The organism is Edaphobacter sp. (assembly GCF_035763405.1).
Taxonomy (GTDB): Bacteria; Acidobacteriota; Terriglobia; order Terriglobales; family Acidobacteriaceae; genus Edaphobacter.
In genome coordinates, this window is record NZ_DASUBE010000085.1 from 13,557 (window position 1) to 27,595 (window position 14,039).

13 protein-coding genes are annotated in these 14,039 nt (G+C 60.3%); 9 read left to right on the forward strand and 4 right to left on the reverse strand.

Annotation, left to right across the window (positions count from 1 at the left end):
* Positions 1-2 precede the first annotated feature (2 nt).
* Positions 3-785, forward strand: a complete 783-nt coding sequence (locus tag VFU66_RS08780; protein ID WP_326445865.1) for a LytR/AlgR family response regulator transcription factor — start codon at positions 3-5, stop codon at positions 783-785.
* A gap of 81 nt (positions 786-866) precedes the next feature.
* Here the strand turns inward: VFU66_RS08780 and VFU66_RS08785 are convergent, their stop codons facing one another.
* The gene (locus VFU66_RS08785; protein ID WP_326445866.1) at positions 867-1,505 is read right to left on the reverse strand and encodes a BON domain-containing protein; all 639 of its coding nucleotides are present in this window, start codon (positions 1,503-1,505) and stop codon (positions 867-869) included.
* Positions 1,506-1,642: 137 nt separating this feature from the next.
* On the reverse strand, positions 1,643-2,227 hold the full coding sequence (locus VFU66_RS08790) for an outer membrane beta-barrel protein (protein ID WP_326445867.1): 585 nt from the start codon (positions 2,225-2,227) through the stop codon (positions 1,643-1,645).
* Between the two features lie 135 nt (positions 2,228-2,362).
* On the opposite strand from VFU66_RS08790, the gene rpiA reads away from it, so the two are divergent.
* The 4 genes from rpiA (at position 2,363) to VFU66_RS08810 (ending at position 6,293) form a co-directional block, all read left to right on the forward strand.
* Positions 2,363-3,043: a ribose-5-phosphate isomerase RpiA gene (gene rpiA / locus VFU66_RS08795; RefSeq protein WP_326445868.1), complete on the forward strand. Its 681-nt coding sequence runs from the start codon at positions 2,363-2,365 to the stop codon at positions 3,041-3,043.
* 7 nt (positions 3,044-3,050) lie between these two features.
* The gene (gene pabB / locus VFU66_RS08800; protein ID WP_326445869.1) at positions 3,051-4,898 is read left to right on the forward strand and encodes an aminodeoxychorismate synthase component I; all 1,848 of its coding nucleotides are present in this window, start codon (positions 3,051-3,053) and stop codon (positions 4,896-4,898) included.
* A gap of 114 nt (positions 4,899-5,012) precedes the next feature.
* A complete protein-coding gene (locus tag VFU66_RS08805; RefSeq protein WP_326445870.1) occupies positions 5,013-5,741 on the forward strand; it encodes a PEP-CTERM sorting domain-containing protein in 729 nt (242 codons plus the stop codon).
* Positions 5,742-6,014: 273 nt separating this feature from the next.
* Positions 6,015-6,293 (forward strand): hypothetical protein, encoded by a 279-nt coding sequence (locus VFU66_RS08810; protein ID WP_326445871.1) that lies wholly within the window; start codon positions 6,015-6,017, stop codon positions 6,291-6,293.
* A 100-nt stretch (positions 6,294-6,393) separates the two neighbouring features.
* Here the strand turns inward: VFU66_RS08810 and VFU66_RS08815 are convergent, their stop codons facing one another.
* On the reverse strand, positions 6,394-6,654 hold the full coding sequence (locus VFU66_RS08815) for a GlsB/YeaQ/YmgE family stress response membrane protein (RefSeq protein ID WP_326445872.1): 261 nt from the start codon (positions 6,652-6,654) through the stop codon (positions 6,394-6,396).
* Between the two features lie 669 nt (positions 6,655-7,323).
* Here VFU66_RS08815 and VFU66_RS08820 point away from each other — a divergent pair.
* The gene (locus VFU66_RS08820) at positions 7,324-7,641 is read left to right on the forward strand and encodes a beta/gamma crystallin-related protein (protein WP_326445873.1); all 318 of its coding nucleotides are present in this window, start codon (positions 7,324-7,326) and stop codon (positions 7,639-7,641) included.
* A gap of 78 nt (positions 7,642-7,719) precedes the next feature.
* Here VFU66_RS08820 and VFU66_RS08825 read toward each other — a convergent pair whose 3' ends face one another.
* Complete coding sequence (locus VFU66_RS08825; RefSeq protein ID WP_326445874.1) at positions 7,720-8,247, reverse strand: hypothetical protein; 528 nt, start codon at positions 8,245-8,247, stop codon at positions 7,720-7,722.
* Positions 8,248-8,446: 199 nt separating this feature from the next.
* Here VFU66_RS08825 and VFU66_RS08830 point away from each other — a divergent pair, with 199 nt between their 5' ends.
* From VFU66_RS08830 to VFU66_RS08840, 3 genes are all read left to right on the forward strand, one after another.
* Complete coding sequence (locus tag VFU66_RS08830; RefSeq protein WP_326445875.1) at positions 8,447-12,070, forward strand: outer membrane beta-barrel protein; 3,624 nt, start codon at positions 8,447-8,449, stop codon at positions 12,068-12,070.
* A 76-nt stretch (positions 12,071-12,146) separates the two neighbouring features.
* On the forward strand, positions 12,147-13,784 hold the full coding sequence (locus VFU66_RS08835; RefSeq protein ID WP_326445876.1) for an ABC-F family ATP-binding cassette domain-containing protein: 1,638 nt from the start codon (positions 12,147-12,149) through the stop codon (positions 13,782-13,784).
* Between the two features lie 114 nt (positions 13,785-13,898).
* Positions 13,899-14,039: DUF2237 family protein (locus tag VFU66_RS08840; RefSeq protein ID WP_326445877.1), on the forward strand; the 141-nt coding region annotated here is incomplete at its 3' end.

Sequence of the window (14,039 nt, forward strand, 5' to 3'; positions counted from 1 at the left end):
GTATGCCGCTGACCGCGTTAATCATCGACGACGAAGTATTGGCCCGGCAGGAGCTTCAGTATCTTCTGGAGAAAGCCGGCGGTGTCGAGATTCTGGGGCAGGGAACCAACGGCATCGAAGCGGTCGAACTCATCCGCACCCACAAACCGGACGTTGTGTTTCTCGATGTCCAGATGCCCGGACTCGACGGCTTCGCGGTGCTCAAGAAGCTGCTCGACCGCAAGATCCCGATGCCTCAGGTGGTCTTCGCCACGGCGTTCAATCAATATGCGGTGCGCGCCTTCGAGGTCAACGCGGTCGATTATCTGCTGAAGCCGTTCGACCGCAAGCGCGTGATGCAGACCATCGAGAAGGCGGCGGTGCGGCTGGCTGCTCCGGCGGAGTCGGTCAGCGAGTCCAAGCTGGACGCATTGCTGCGGCTGATCGAAGAGCAGGCCCCGAAAGCCAACATGGGCAAGGTTGTCGTTCGCGCGCACAGCCGCCTGCTGCTGGTGGACCAGCGCGAGATCTGCTTTGCCTCCATCGAAGACGGGACGATCAGCGTGGTGACGCCCACGGTCGAAGGTCACTCGAACTGCCGCACGCTCGAGGAGCTGGCCGACCAGCTCAACCCGGAGATGTTCTGGCGTGCGCACCGCTCGTTTCTGGTCAACATCCAGCACATCCGCGAGGTCGTGCCCTGGTTCAAGTCGAGCTATCAGTTAAGGATGGACGACCCGAAGAAGACCGAAGTCCCGGTCAGCCGCTCGCAGACGAAACGGCTCCGCGAACTCTTCAACCTTTAAAGAAATGTGGTCATACGGTGCAGCAGGGGAGGGCTGCATTCAGCCGCTGCGGGAGCAGTGTACCCCCGCAGCGATACGGCACTACTTCTCTTTGCGTGGAGCGCCTGCCACGACCAGTCGGTTGTCTACGCTGAAGGCTCCGGGGGCAGAGTTGGCCTGCATCCCGGCCACGGCGACGTCGCTCGAGTTATTCACCGCGCCGAACAGCGTCACATTGCCGTTCTTCACGATGATATGGATGGCGTGGTATCCGATAGGCGGATCGGCGGTAATGCCGCCAGCCATGCGGGCGACGCTCAGACCGCGGCCCAGCCGGCCCTGGTTGGCGTTGTACATGCGCAGCGTGGGCGCAGTGTAGATGCGGTTATAGACAGCAGCGCGGATGCGGTCATCATTCGGCGAGTTGGGAAGAACCTCGATCTGGTTGTCCACGCTTTCAACGCCTTTGATGTTTTTCACGGCGCGTCCGGCATCGTCCTTAAGCGTGGGCCGTGAAGCATAACCATGCAGAACGACGGTCTTGCCGTGAATGCCAAAAGTGATCCAGTCGAAGACCGCGTAATTGGGAAGGCTGGCGAGCTGTTTCTGGACGTCCTTGACGATGCGGACAGTGTCTTCCTGAGACCACGTGGAGTTGGCGGCCTGGGCCAACGCCAGCGGCGTGGTTGCGGTAAAGAGAAGTAGAGCGGCAGCTAGAAAAAGATATTTAACACGGGCCATCTGTGACTCTCCCTAAATGAAATTTTTGAAGCCGGTCAGCAAAGAGACACTTCGACAGGAGCACACACTCCGGCTGAAGCGGGAAATCCATCGAATCAGATGCCGTTTCGATTGTTGAGGATGCCCGCCCTGCGACTTCAGCGTTGCCGGCGGCGGTTATTGAAGTCGAAGTGATACACCACTCCGAAGGTAATCGCCTTGGGATAGATGGTCGAGGCTCCGGTGATGGGAGTGTGCCAGTGCTGAAGCTGGAAGTCGGCCTTGGCGGCCCAGCGGTTCGTCAGGTCATAGTCCACGCCCATGCCGAAGGAGTACACGGCGGTGCCGGAGCTGACATACAGCAGGCCATTTTGGGGATAGCCGCCGTGGAGGAAGGTAATCAGTCCGCGGCCGAAGAGGAGGTCGCCGTAGGGATGGAAGCGGTGCCAGGGGTATTCGACCTTGGGGCCGATGAGGAAGTTGATCTGGCGGTCGATTTTGCCGCTGTCGAAGGGTGCTGTACCGCGCAACTCCAGCGAGGGCCGGACGTAGGGCACGGTCTGGAAGGTGAGGTCGCCGCCGAGGGTCAAGCCGGCATTCTTGCCGCCGTTGAAGTTAGTGTAGGTGCCCGTTACCCCGCCGAAGGCAGAGAGGCGCAGCGGCTGAATGGCGGTGGGTGCAGCCTGAGCGCGGGCTGTATGGTCCGCCAAAAACAGAGTCGGGAGCAGGGCCAGGACGGCCAAAAAGTTCCTGTGTCTCATTCAGGCATTGGACCTCGGTTGCTGGAGTACGTGCGCTAAGGGATTGGATGGTCGCATGCGTGGATTTACTGGCCCGCCCGCCTGGTACTCTGCCGCGAGTGATTTAAGATACTTGCTATGCAAAGTGTAGACGACGCAAAGGTCAAGGCGGCTCGCAAGAGCCTGGAATTTGTCGAGGAAGGCATGGTGGTAGGACTGGGGTCGGGTTCGACCGCGACGCACTTCATCCGCCTGCTGGGTGAGCGGGTCAAGGCCGGACTGAAGGTGCGGGGCATCGCCTCCTCGCGGGCCAGCGAAGACCTCGCCGTCTCTCTTGGCATTCCGGTTATCGATTTCCGCAGTGTGCAGACGATCGACGTAGCCATCGACGGAGCCGATGAAGTCGGTCCGCATCTGGCCCTGATTAAAGGCGGCGGCGGCGCGCTGCTGCGCGAAAAGATCGTAGCCAGCGCGGCGAAGCAGTTCGTCATCGTCGCGGACGCAAGCAAAGTGGTTGCGCTACTGGGCAAGTTTCCCGTGCCGGTCGAGGTCATCCAGTTGGCCGAGCCGCTGGTCTCGCGCCGGTTGACAGACCTCGGGCTGCATCCCACTCGCCGCCACGCCAAAGACGGTTCTGACTACATCACCGACGAGGGCAACTTCATCCTTGACTGCGCATGTGGCGAGATGGCCGACCCCGCGAAAGTTGCGGCCGAGATTCGCGCGATCGTCGGCGTGGTCGAGCATGGGCTGTTCCTGAACATGGCAACTGCGGCGCTCGTTGCCGACGGCTCCGGCGTGAGGAAACTCGCGCGGTGATGGCCTGATGCGCTGGTGGCAGCTTCCACCTCAACTCCACACGCTCGTGGCCAGCACTCCGAACGCTGTTCTGTTGGAGACATCCCGCTTCGATGCCGAGAATCAGCGCAGCCTTGTCTTTCTGAACGCAGAGCGAGTGATTCAGGCGACGACGCTCGATGAGGTGCCGGAGCTTTTTCGACAGATGGAAGAGGCGCTTGCCGCAGGATTCCACGTCGCTGGATACGTCGGCTATGAGTGCGGCTATCACTTCGAGCGCGTCGGCGATGCCGTAGCTGGAAGCGAAGACCTGCCGCTGGCGTGGTTCGGTGTCTATCGCAAGCCAGTCGTCTTCGATCACGAGCGAGGATGCTTCGAGGGGGAGTTCACTCTGCCCGTTCCATCTTCATCCGCAGCTCTACCGCCAAGATTTGCCGAAGCCGTCACGCTCAATACCTCCGAGGCGGAGTACTGCGCAAAGATCCGCCAGATACAGGAGTACATCGCCGCCGGCGACACCTACCAGGTGAACTTCACGGACCGTGTGAATGTTGCCACTGATTTAAGCCCGGATGCGGCATTTGGCTCGCTCGCACGGCAGCAGCCGGTAGCCTACAGCGCGCTGCTGCATTGCGCCGGACAGCATATCCTCTCCCTCTCGCCGGAGCTGTTCTTCAAAATAGAAGACGGCAGCATCGTGACGCGGCCCATGAAGGGCACCATGCCACGCGGGATTGACTGCGCTGAAGATGCCCGGATGACAGAGCGGCTCCGGCACGATGAAAAAAACCGCGCCGAGCACCTGATGATCGTGGACCTGCTGCGCAACGACCTGGGCCGCATCTGCCGGATGGGCTCTGTCGAGGTCGAAGACCTCTTCTCCATTGAGCGATACCGCACGCTGCACCAGATGACCTCGACCATCACAGGCAAGCTGCGCGACGGGCTCTCGCACTACGAGATATTCAAGGCCATGTTTCCCGGAGGCTCCATTACCGGCGCGCCCAAGGTCAGGACGATGGAGATTATCCGCGAGATGGAGCGCGGCCCGCGCGGCGTCTACACCGGAGCCATCGGCTACATCTCGCCGGAGGGGAAGGCGGCCTTCAATGTCGCCATCCGCACGCTCGTGCTTGCAGACGGCCAGGCGCGGATGGGCGTGGGCGGCGGCATCGTCGCCGACTCTGTGCCCGAAGACGAGTACAAAGAATGCTTGCTGAAGGCTGCGTTTCTGACGCGCGAACGGCATGTCATGCAGTTGATCGAAACGATGCTCTGGGACGGCGAGTACTTTCTGCTTGCCATGCACCTCGACCGGTTGGCGTGTTCGGCAGAATACTTTGATTTCTCTTGTGACCGGGACGCCATTGTGGCGCAGCTTGCCGGGCAGGCACGGCGATTCGAGCCCGGCAGCCGCTACCGCGTGAGGCTCCTGCTCGACGAAGAAGGCAGCATTTCGGTCATGACTGCCGTGCTCGCTGCGGACGAGGCTCACTGCCGGGTGCGGTGGTCGGCGCAGCGGACGTTCTCCAGCGATGTCTTCCTGCGGCACAAGACGACGCGACGGGAGATGTACGACCGCGAGCTTTCCCGGGCGCGTGCCGATGGATTCGACGAGGTGCTCTTCCTGAACGAGCGCGGCGAGGTGACAGAGGGGACGATCAGCAACGTCTTCATCCGAAAAGACGGCAGGCTGCTGACCCCGCCCGTCCGGTGCGGAGTTTTGCCTGGAGTGCTGCGGCGGCATCTGCTGGAAGCGGGCGCTGAGGAGCAGGTGCTGACCCCCGAGGATATTGACTCAGCAGAGGTTGTCTACGTGGGGAACTCGGTCCGTGGCCTCCGCACGGTGACTTTCCCCAAGCCGGCAAAGTGGTAATTCTCTAGAACGATAAAGTGGCAAAAATTTGCACACTTGCGACTGGTGACTCGTAAGTCATTCATTCTAAATAAATGAGAATTTGGCACATCGGTTGCTTTATGAACGTGCAAGATGATGCATACGAGGCTCTATTTCATGCTGCCGTCCATCAAAACCTACGTGATTGGTGTGATTCTGACGGCAAGCGTCTTTTTATTCAGCGTTCTTTCGGCGTTTGGCGACACCTTTTCGGTGAATGTGGTGGCCTATACGCAGAACGAGAACTTCTACGGGATTGATGCATCGGGCAATTTTGTGGTCGATCTCTCGAACTCGCTCAGCCCGTTCAACACCTTGTGCGGCGGGGTAACGGGAGCTTCGAGCTGCTTTGCAACTTACTACGTGGGCCAGCAGAACCCGGTGTACTCGACCGCCGCCCCAACCCTCAACTGGGACAACGGAGCGGCCTGCACGGCCGGGACGCTATCCGGCGTCTGCAACAACGGGCACCAGTTGCTGGGCGGTTATCTGGGTAATGTCAAAGGCGTCTGGACGGGGACCGACCCGCTGACCGACTTCCTGACCAACGGATCGTTCGACGGAGGGTTTATCAACGCGCTGGGAGATGCGGTCTTCATCAATGGTGAGAGCGACACGCTGGTTTCGGTGGTCGATACGTCGAATGCTCCTCTGGCGCACGATCTGTTTGCCGTCGATCCTGCGCCGGTCCCTGAGCCTCCGAGCGTCTGGCTGGTGGGCCTGGGGATGATGGTTTCTGCAATGACTCTGCGGAAGCGGCGGAACTATGGCAGAGTCAGGGTGAAAAAGATAACGCGGCCGAGAGAGACGCGTTCGTACTGAAGTATTTGCTGTGCTGCTGTATTGGTTCTCTATGGTCTGTTTTACGGTGTACTCCTTAGTCTGTTGTGTTGCTGCGGTATTTGCTGTGGCCCGGCCAGCCGGGAGCCACGTTCCAGGGGGAAGCTCGAAAGAATACGCTGACTTTCAGCTTCCTCCTGCTTGGAGCACAAAGACCTGAAGCGTTGGGTGCGTGTTTCACGGCCCGCTTTCGCCTACGTTTCAGGCGTCTGTTTTGAGCATGGCGATGCATCTCTTTTGATGTAGATTTCTGCCATGAGGCGGATGGCGGCCAGGGCGCTCGTCGGTTTGGCGGTTGCCCTGGCATTCTTGTATGTGGGCGACATGGCAGTGTGGGGCGTGCGCGCGAAGCTGGGCACGGGCATGGGCAAGGTGACGGTCAGCCGCTTTGTGGTCGCGCCGCTCAAAGGCAACAAGGAAGAGTACTACTTCGACGGGACGGCGGTGGTGGCGTGCAGTCGGTCGATCTTTCCTCAGGCAGGTAGCGGAGCCTGCTGGTGGCTCAACCGGCATCGAGTGGTCTTCGAGCGATGAAGCGCCACAGGTACATACACGCCCGCCAGCGCGACGAATGAACCATCGCGCGGACGAGCGTTGAATGTCACCCAAGGTTTCCTGAGGCCGAGGTGTTTCTTCAGATGTTTCTTGATCTGTTGCCGGTGACGAGGCGAATGATCCAGGTCAAAATGACTGCGCCGATGATGGCAACCACGATGGTGTAGATCATGCCGCCATGACCGGCGAAGCCGAACAGGCGCATGAGGTATCCGCCGATGATGGCGCCGATGATGCCGACGACAATGTCCATGAGCGCGCCGTAGCCGCTGCCCTTCATGAGTTTGCCGGTAATGAAGCCTGCGATGAGTCCAACGATAATCCACCAGATGATGAACATTCCTGAGTTCTCCTTGTGGTGCTGGAATTAGAAGGCCGCTGCCGGGAGGGCTGGCAGGTGAAGGGTGGATGGTCACGGAGTGGCGTTCGGATCGATACCTGCAGCTCACACCCGTGCGTGCCTCAGATTCAGAGAGGAATTTTGCAGCTTCAGGTTGTTTCGCGTCAATGAAATTAAAAGACGCGGCAAGGTTGACAACGCCTCTTGACGGGCCTATCGTTCTCCGCACTCGATTTCCCGGGCCCAGGGATGAATGAATGGCTTTTGTATCACGGGCCTTCTCTCTCAGGTTTGAGGCCGGCATACGGGCCTCACCGAGTTACCCAGCTACAGCCCCATCCGGGGCCGAACGGGCCAGAATGGCCCTCGATGCCTGTGCTTCGCGCGCGGTTGTGTCATCTCGCTGCCATAGGAGGAAGATCATGGCAAACAAGGGTCCAAATGAAACCGCAAAAGGAAAAGGCGCGCATCCGCTTGTTCCTGAAAACGAGAGCACCAAGGAGTCCGGTCCGCGACGGTTGTATGTCGCGGCTGGAACAGCCGGTTCCACCAGCACGAAGGAGGCCGGGCCGCGGCGGCTGTATGCGTCGGGCTCAGGCTCATCCGGAAGCTGATCCGCCCAAACGCGGAGCAATGTCAACGCTTCTTCACTCATGAAAGGTGGACACTATGTACATCCTGCCTGAAGTAGTCGTGTATGTGGACGCCAACTTCTCCGGAGGAGACTGGCGCTTCAACTTCCCGCCCGGATGGGGCTGGGGATATGTCGGCGATGACTGGAACGACAAAATATCGTCCGTGGTCATCACCGCCGGAACCTGGCGCTTCTACGAGAATGCCGGATTCAAGGGGGCGTTTACCACCGTTGGACCGGGTTACTACAAGTTCGTAGAAGATCCGTCATTCAACATGCAGAACGACACCATCTCGTCGATCCTCTGCATCTCGGATCAGCCGCAGGGAGATTTCCCGAAGGTTGATATTTAGCCGTTAGCAACGAAATGACCGGCGGGGAAGATGGCTTTACTTCATAGGCCATCGACCTTGCCGGTCGCTTCTTTTCGCCTACCGCGAGAGCACGAACGAGCGCAGATGGTCGCCCTGGTAGTAGTACTGGCTGGCCGGTCCCACCATCTTTTCAAAGACGAAGGAGTCGCGCGAGATCGATGCTTTGGTTCCGTCGATGCCCAGGTAGCGGCCCTTATGCAGCTTCCACACCACATAGGGCGTCGCGACGGCCATCGTAGTCACGGCGTCTTCGGTGACAGGCTGATGCTTCTTCTCCGTCACCAGCAGCACCTTTTCCAACAGGTTCTTTTCTTCGTCGCGTTGAAAAACCGCCACGATAAACGACTGTTTGGCGTGGGGAGAAAAGTTGCCCGCAGCCACGCCGGGGCATTCGCCCGGATGCCGGTCCTTCCAGAAATGAAGGTCGGACTCGGAGAGATCTTCGCGCTGGACGATCTTCCAGTTGTTTTGTTCGACGGCGGCACGCAGATCGTCGGGCAGGCCGTTGAGGCACGGCTTCTGGGCGCGCGAACAGGCTGGCGCAACGGCAAGCAGGGCGACGAGAATCCACCGGGAGACGGTCATAGACTCAGCTTTATCCCCGACGGGCAGTTGGGCCATACATCGTTTGGGGGAGACAGCGGCTTTCCTGTAACCCTGTTGACAGGGATTGTCTTGTCCAATGATAATTTGACCAAATAATTGGACAGACCACTCGTGCTTCCTGATTCGACGTGGCTCCAGTTTGACAGATTGTAGACGTAGTACTCACGAGGCCAACCAAATGCGCATACTCAAAGTCAGCATTTTCGCGCTGCTTCTTGCCGCTTTCCCCATGTTTCTTGCCGCTCAGGCTGATCGTGGAGGCATCAGTGGTAGGATCACCGACAATAGCGGCGCCGTTCTTCCGCAGACAACCGTCGTTCTCCGCAATGAAGCCACTGGTGTCGTCCAGAAGGCCGTGACCAACAACGACGGTGTGTACAACTTTCAAAATCTGAATCCCGGCTCCTACGACATCACGGTCGAGCGCACAGGCTTCAAGAAGGCCGACCACGCCCATACAGTCGTTGACGTTAATCAGACCAACCAGCAGAACATCGCGCTTCAGATTGGCGGCAACTCCGAGGTGGTCGAAGTCACCACCGGCGTGCAGCAGCTCCAGACGACGACCGGCTCGATCGGTCTGGTGGTCGAGGAGAAGTCGATTCAGGAGCTGCCGCTGGTCTACAGCAATCCCTTCACGCTGGAAACGCTCGCTCCCGGGCTCCTGGTCTCGGGCGTCAATCCGAATATCCATGCGTATGACTCGAGCACGGCGACCGTCTCGGTGAATGGCTCGATGCTGAACTCGATGGAGTACCGTCTTGACGGCGCGCCCGACAACCGCATCCGGTTCTCGGCCTATACACCCTCGACGGAGTTTGTGGGCCAGTACCGGGTGGAGACGGCGAGCTACGACGCGACCGAGGGCCACTCCTCGGGCGGCTTCGTCAATACCGCGCTCAAGAGCGGAACCAACCAGTTCCACGGCGTAGCGTATGCGTCGTACCAGAACCCGACGCTGAACACGAACTACTGGCACCTGGGCCCGGGACAGTTGGCCAAGGCAACCTGGCTGCGCGAGGGCGGCGCGATTGGCGGACCCATCAAGCGCGACAAGCTCTTCTTCTTCGCAGGCTACGAGCACAGCCGCTCGGCAACGCCCAATGTGTTGACACAGACCATTCCCAGCCTGGCTGAGCGCGGCGGCGACTTCTCTGAGTTGTATGCGCTTGACCCGAAGCATCCGGCCGGAACGAGCAACAAGTATCAGCTCTACGATCCCACCAGCGGGCATTCGGTGACTTCGGCCACTCTCTGCGGAGTCAACAGCAAGGGCCAGGCCAATACCTGCGTGGCCCGCGATCCAATTCCCGGTAACATCATCACCAGCATCAACCCTATCGCCGCCGCGGCGCTCAAATATTATCCCAAGCCGAACACCACGCCGAACTCGAACGGCGGCGGCAACTATACCTACTCCAAGGCCGAGCCGGACTACTACTACTCCTACGTCGTGCGCAGCGACTACACCATCAGCCCGCGGCAGCAGCTCTTCGGACACTTTGTGCAGAGCCGCCGCCTTCAGGCCGGTAAAAACGCCTACTTCACTCCCGTCAGTGGAACCACGCTGACCTATCAGAACAAGGGCGCGGCCTTCGGATATACGTTCACCATCAACCCAACGCTGGTGCTGGACGCACACCTCACCTGGACACGGTTCGTCAACCAGAATGTCGTTCCTTCGCAGGGCATATTGAACGCGACCTCGATCGGGATGCCGAGTTATCTGGTCGATGGCCTCGGGCCTACTGCGGACTTCTTCCCACGCCTCGACATCACCGGCTATCAGTCGTTGAACTCCGACAACGGCGTGCTCTCGCACGACGACATTACACTGGGTTCGATTCAGGTCAGTAAGCTCATCGGCAACCACTTCCTCCGTGCCGGTTACGAGTACCGCATGTACAACACCAACGCCGGCATCAACACGCAGTCCAACGGGCGCTACCAGCACAACGGCTCCTACACGACGGCCAACAGCCTGACCTCGGCGCAGAGCCTTGGCTTCGGCCTGGCGCAGTTTGAGTACGGCCTGCCGAGCTCGTCGGCGATCACCATCAACAGCAACCTCGCCTCGCGCTCCAACTACATGGCGGAGTGGCTACAGGACGACTGGAAGGCGACGCCGCGCCTGACCGTCAACCTCGGCGTGCGCTTCGAGTACGAGGGACCGAACAACGAGCGCAACCAGAAAGCGAATACCTACTTCGACTTCAACGTTGCCAACCCGGCGGCGGCAGCGGCCCAGGCGAAGTACGCCGCGATCGCGCCGACCAACCCGGCGCTGATTCCGGCCGCGAACTGGACGGTGAACGGCGGCCTGCGCTTCGTGGGCGATCCGAGTACGTCGCTCAATGGACACCAGACCTATCACACGTCGATCATCAACGTGCTGCCGCGAGCGGGCTTCTCGTTCCAGGTGGCCAATAACACGGTCGTGCGCGGCGGCTTCGGCATCTTCGACGACTCGCTCTCGACCTTCTACATGTCGGGCGGCAACTCCGGCTCGACCTCGACTTTCCTGTTGCCGCAGCAGGGCTTCACGCAGACCACCTCGGCCAGCGGTTCGCCCGACAGCGGCGTGACGTTCACCAGCACGCTGGCGAATCCCTTCCCGTCTGGCATTGTGCATCCCACAGGCAACTCGCTTGGGCTCTCGACGTTCGTCGGGCAGTCGGTCACGTTCCAGCCGAGTAATCCGAAGACGCCGTACAACATCCGCTGGAGCTTCGGCATTCAGCGCCAGATCGGCGCGTGGCTGGCCGACGTCAGCTACGTGGGCAATCACGGCCTCCATCTGCCGATCCAGAAGGAGTACGACGCCGTTCCCGCGCAGTATCTTTCCACCTACACGGCGGGCTACGACGCGGACATCAATTCGAAGATGTCCACGACAGTCGCCAATCCGTTCTACAAGGTTCTCCCCAGCACGAGCAGCGTGGGAGGGAAGAGCACCATCGCAGTCAGCCAGCTCCTCAGGCCCTATCCGGAGTACACCGGCGTCTCGGCCTACATCACGAGCGGCATGTCCATTTACCACTCGTTCCAGGCGTCGCTGGTGCGCCGCTTCACCAATGGGGCCAGCTTCACCTCGGCCTTCACGTGGTCGAAGTCGATGGACGCGACGCAGTACCTGAACCCCTCGGACCCGGCTCCGTGGTACGGGCTCTCGCAGAACGACCGTACCTTCCGGCTGGCCAACTCGGGCATCTACCAGCTTCCGTGGGGACGCGGGCGGCGCTTCCTGAATCAAGGCGGCATCGCCGCTGCAATCGCGGGCGGATGGCAGATGCAGGGCGTCTACCAGGTGCAGAGCGGCCAGCCGCTCAGCTTCAACCCGTCCTCGACGCTGCCGGTCTTCCTTGGCTCGAACCCGGCCAGCTCGTCCTGGGGGCGCTCGGGTTACAAGAAGAGCATCGCCGGCTCGAACGCGGGTCTCTGGTTCAACCCGGCAAACTGGGCCACGACGACCAGCAAGGCCACTAGCGGTCAGATAGCGGGTTCCTATGGCAACCAGTACCAGATTCGCACCCTGCCCATCCGCTTCGACGGCTTGCGTGCGGACTTCATGAACCAGTTCGACGGCGCGGTGCAGCGCAACTTCAGCCTCGCGCGGGTCTATGAGCCACTGTCGTTGCAGTTCCGCCTCGGCGTCATCAATGTCTTCAACCACCCGGTCTACGGCGGCAGCGGCACCAACCACACGCCCGTCACCGACTGGACCAGCTCTACCTTCGGCGAAGTCACCGCGCAGGAGAACCAGCCGCGAATCTATCAGTTCTCGGCGTTTCTGCGCTTCTAGCTCACCGTTGAATCAACGCGGGCGGCGCATCGTGCGCCGCCCGTTTTCTTGCCGCGGCATGAGAAAATAGAGAGAAATGATCTCCGTTTCCAATGTCACCATGCGCTATGGCTCGAAGCTGCTCTTCGAGGATGTCTCTGTCACCTTCACCCAGGACCGTCGCTACGGCCTGACCGGCCCCAACGGCGCCGGCAAATCCACCTTTATGAAGGTGTTGACCGGCGAGATCGACGCCCAGAAGGGCACCGTCGTTCGCCCCAAAAAGATCGGCGTCCTCCGTCAGGACCAGTACGCCTTCGACGCCTTCCGCGTCATCGACACCGTCATCATGGGTAACAAGGCTCTCTGGGCGGCACTCGAAGAGCGCGAGCGCATCTACGAAAAGCCCGAGCTGACCGACGAGGACGGCTCTCGCCTGGGCGAACTCGAAGGCATCGTCGGCGACGAGGATGGCTATGAGGCCGAAGCCAACGCCGCCGTACTCCTGCAAGGGCTCGACATCCCCGACGAAGTCCACGAGCGCAAGATGAGTGAGCTGCAGGGTGGCCAGAAGGTCCGCGTGCTGCTGGCGCAGGCGCTCTTCGGCAACCCGCAGGCGTTGTTGCTCGACGAGCCGACGAACTACCTCGACCTCGACTCGATCCACTGGCTCGAAAACTTCCTCAACCGCTACAACGGCACCGTCATCACCATCTCGCACGACCGCCACTTCCTCAACTCGGTCTGCACCCACATTGCTGACATCGACTACGAGACCATCATCACCTACACCGGCGGCTACGACGATATGGTGCTTCAGAAGACGCAGGTCCGCGCCCGCATCGAGGCGCAGAACGAGCAGCGCGAAAAGAAGATCGCGCAGTTGAACGACTTCATCGCGCGCTTCTCCGCCGGCACGCGCTCGTCGCAGGTCAACTCGCGCAAGAAAGAGGTCGAGCGCCTGGCGACGACTGAACTCGCGCGCTCGAACATCCAGCGCCCCTACATCCGTTTCGAGATGCTCCGCCCCTCGGGCAAACATCTGTTGGAATTCGAAGGCGTCAACAAGAGCTACACCCAGCCCGACGGCAAGGTTGAGCACGTCATCCGCAACTTCTCGGCCTCGGTCATGCGCGGCGATAAGGTCGTGCTCATCGGCCGCAACGCGCAGGGCAAAACCACGCTGCTCAAGGCGCTGCTTAGCAACGCCGGTCTCGACGAGTCCGACGCAACAGCCATCGACTCCGGCACAGTCAAGTGGGGGCACGAGGCGCAGATCGGCTACTTCGCTCAGGACCATACCTCGTCTATTCCTAAAGGCACCACCGCCGCCGAGTGGCTCCATACCTTCGACCCCAAGGCCACCAAAGAGGACATCCGCGGCATCCTCGGCCAGATGCTCTTCCGCGGTGAAGAGGGCATGAAGAAGACCGAAGCCCTCTCCGGAGGCGAAGCTGCCCGCCTGCTCTTCTGCAAACTCATGCTGCAGAAGCCCAATGTGCTGGTGCTCGACGAGCCCACCAACCACCTTGACCTCGAAGCCATCAACGCTCTCAACCAGGCCATCCAGAAGTACGAAGGCACCGTCTTTCTTGTCACACACGACCAGGACCTCATCGAAGAGGCCGGCACGCGCGTCTGGCACTTCGAAGGTGGCCCCACCGACTTCCATATCACCGACCACAAAGGGCCCTACGAAGAGTACGAGCAGCAACTCGCTCTCACAGCAAAGTAGGTACTCAAATGCCGACGGCGGATTGCGCGGATAAACGCTGATAAAGACTGAAAAGCTTTATCCGTTTTTTCCGCGCAATCCGCAGTCGCTTTCTGAGGGTCCTACAATAGATCCATGCCCGCCACCGAACCCACCAAAGCTCCTAGCCGGAACGTCCTTGGCCAACCGCTTGCTACCTGTGGCTGCGGGCCTGCCAATCCAACGACGGGCTTCTACCGCGACAACTGCTGCAACACCGGCCCCGACGACCTCGGC

What these genes read in the sequence shown, in the direction of transcription:
- VFU66_RS08780 (WP_326445865.1), top strand. Translation starts at nt 3, where the DNA reads ATGCCGCTGACCGCGTTAATCATCGACGACGAAGTATTGGCCCGGCAG.
- VFU66_RS08785 (WP_326445866.1), bottom strand. Translation starts at nt 1,505, where the DNA reads ATGGCCCGTGTTAAATATCTTTTTCTAGCTGCCGCTCTACTTCTCTTT.
- rpiA (WP_326445868.1), top strand. Translation starts at nt 2,363, where the DNA reads ATGCAAAGTGTAGACGACGCAAAGGTCAAGGCGGCTCGCAAGAGCCTG.
- pabB (WP_326445869.1), top strand. Translation starts at nt 3,051, where the DNA reads ATGCGCTGGTGGCAGCTTCCACCTCAACTCCACACGCTCGTGGCCAGC.
- VFU66_RS08805 (WP_326445870.1), top strand. Translation starts at nt 5,013, where the DNA reads ATGATGCATACGAGGCTCTATTTCATGCTGCCGTCCATCAAAACCTAC.
- VFU66_RS08810 (WP_326445871.1), top strand. Translation starts at nt 6,015, where the DNA reads ATGAGGCGGATGGCGGCCAGGGCGCTCGTCGGTTTGGCGGTTGCCCTG.
- VFU66_RS08815 (WP_326445872.1), bottom strand. Translation starts at nt 6,654, where the DNA reads ATGTTCATCATCTGGTGGATTATCGTTGGACTCATCGCAGGCTTCATT.
- VFU66_RS08820 (WP_326445873.1), top strand. Translation starts at nt 7,324, where the DNA reads ATGTACATCCTGCCTGAAGTAGTCGTGTATGTGGACGCCAACTTCTCC.
- VFU66_RS08825 (WP_326445874.1), bottom strand. Translation starts at nt 8,247, where the DNA reads ATGACCGTCTCCCGGTGGATTCTCGTCGCCCTGCTTGCCGTTGCGCCA.
- VFU66_RS08830 (WP_326445875.1), top strand. Translation starts at nt 8,447, where the DNA reads ATGCGCATACTCAAAGTCAGCATTTTCGCGCTGCTTCTTGCCGCTTTC.
- VFU66_RS08835 (WP_326445876.1), top strand. Translation starts at nt 12,147, where the DNA reads ATGATCTCCGTTTCCAATGTCACCATGCGCTATGGCTCGAAGCTGCTC.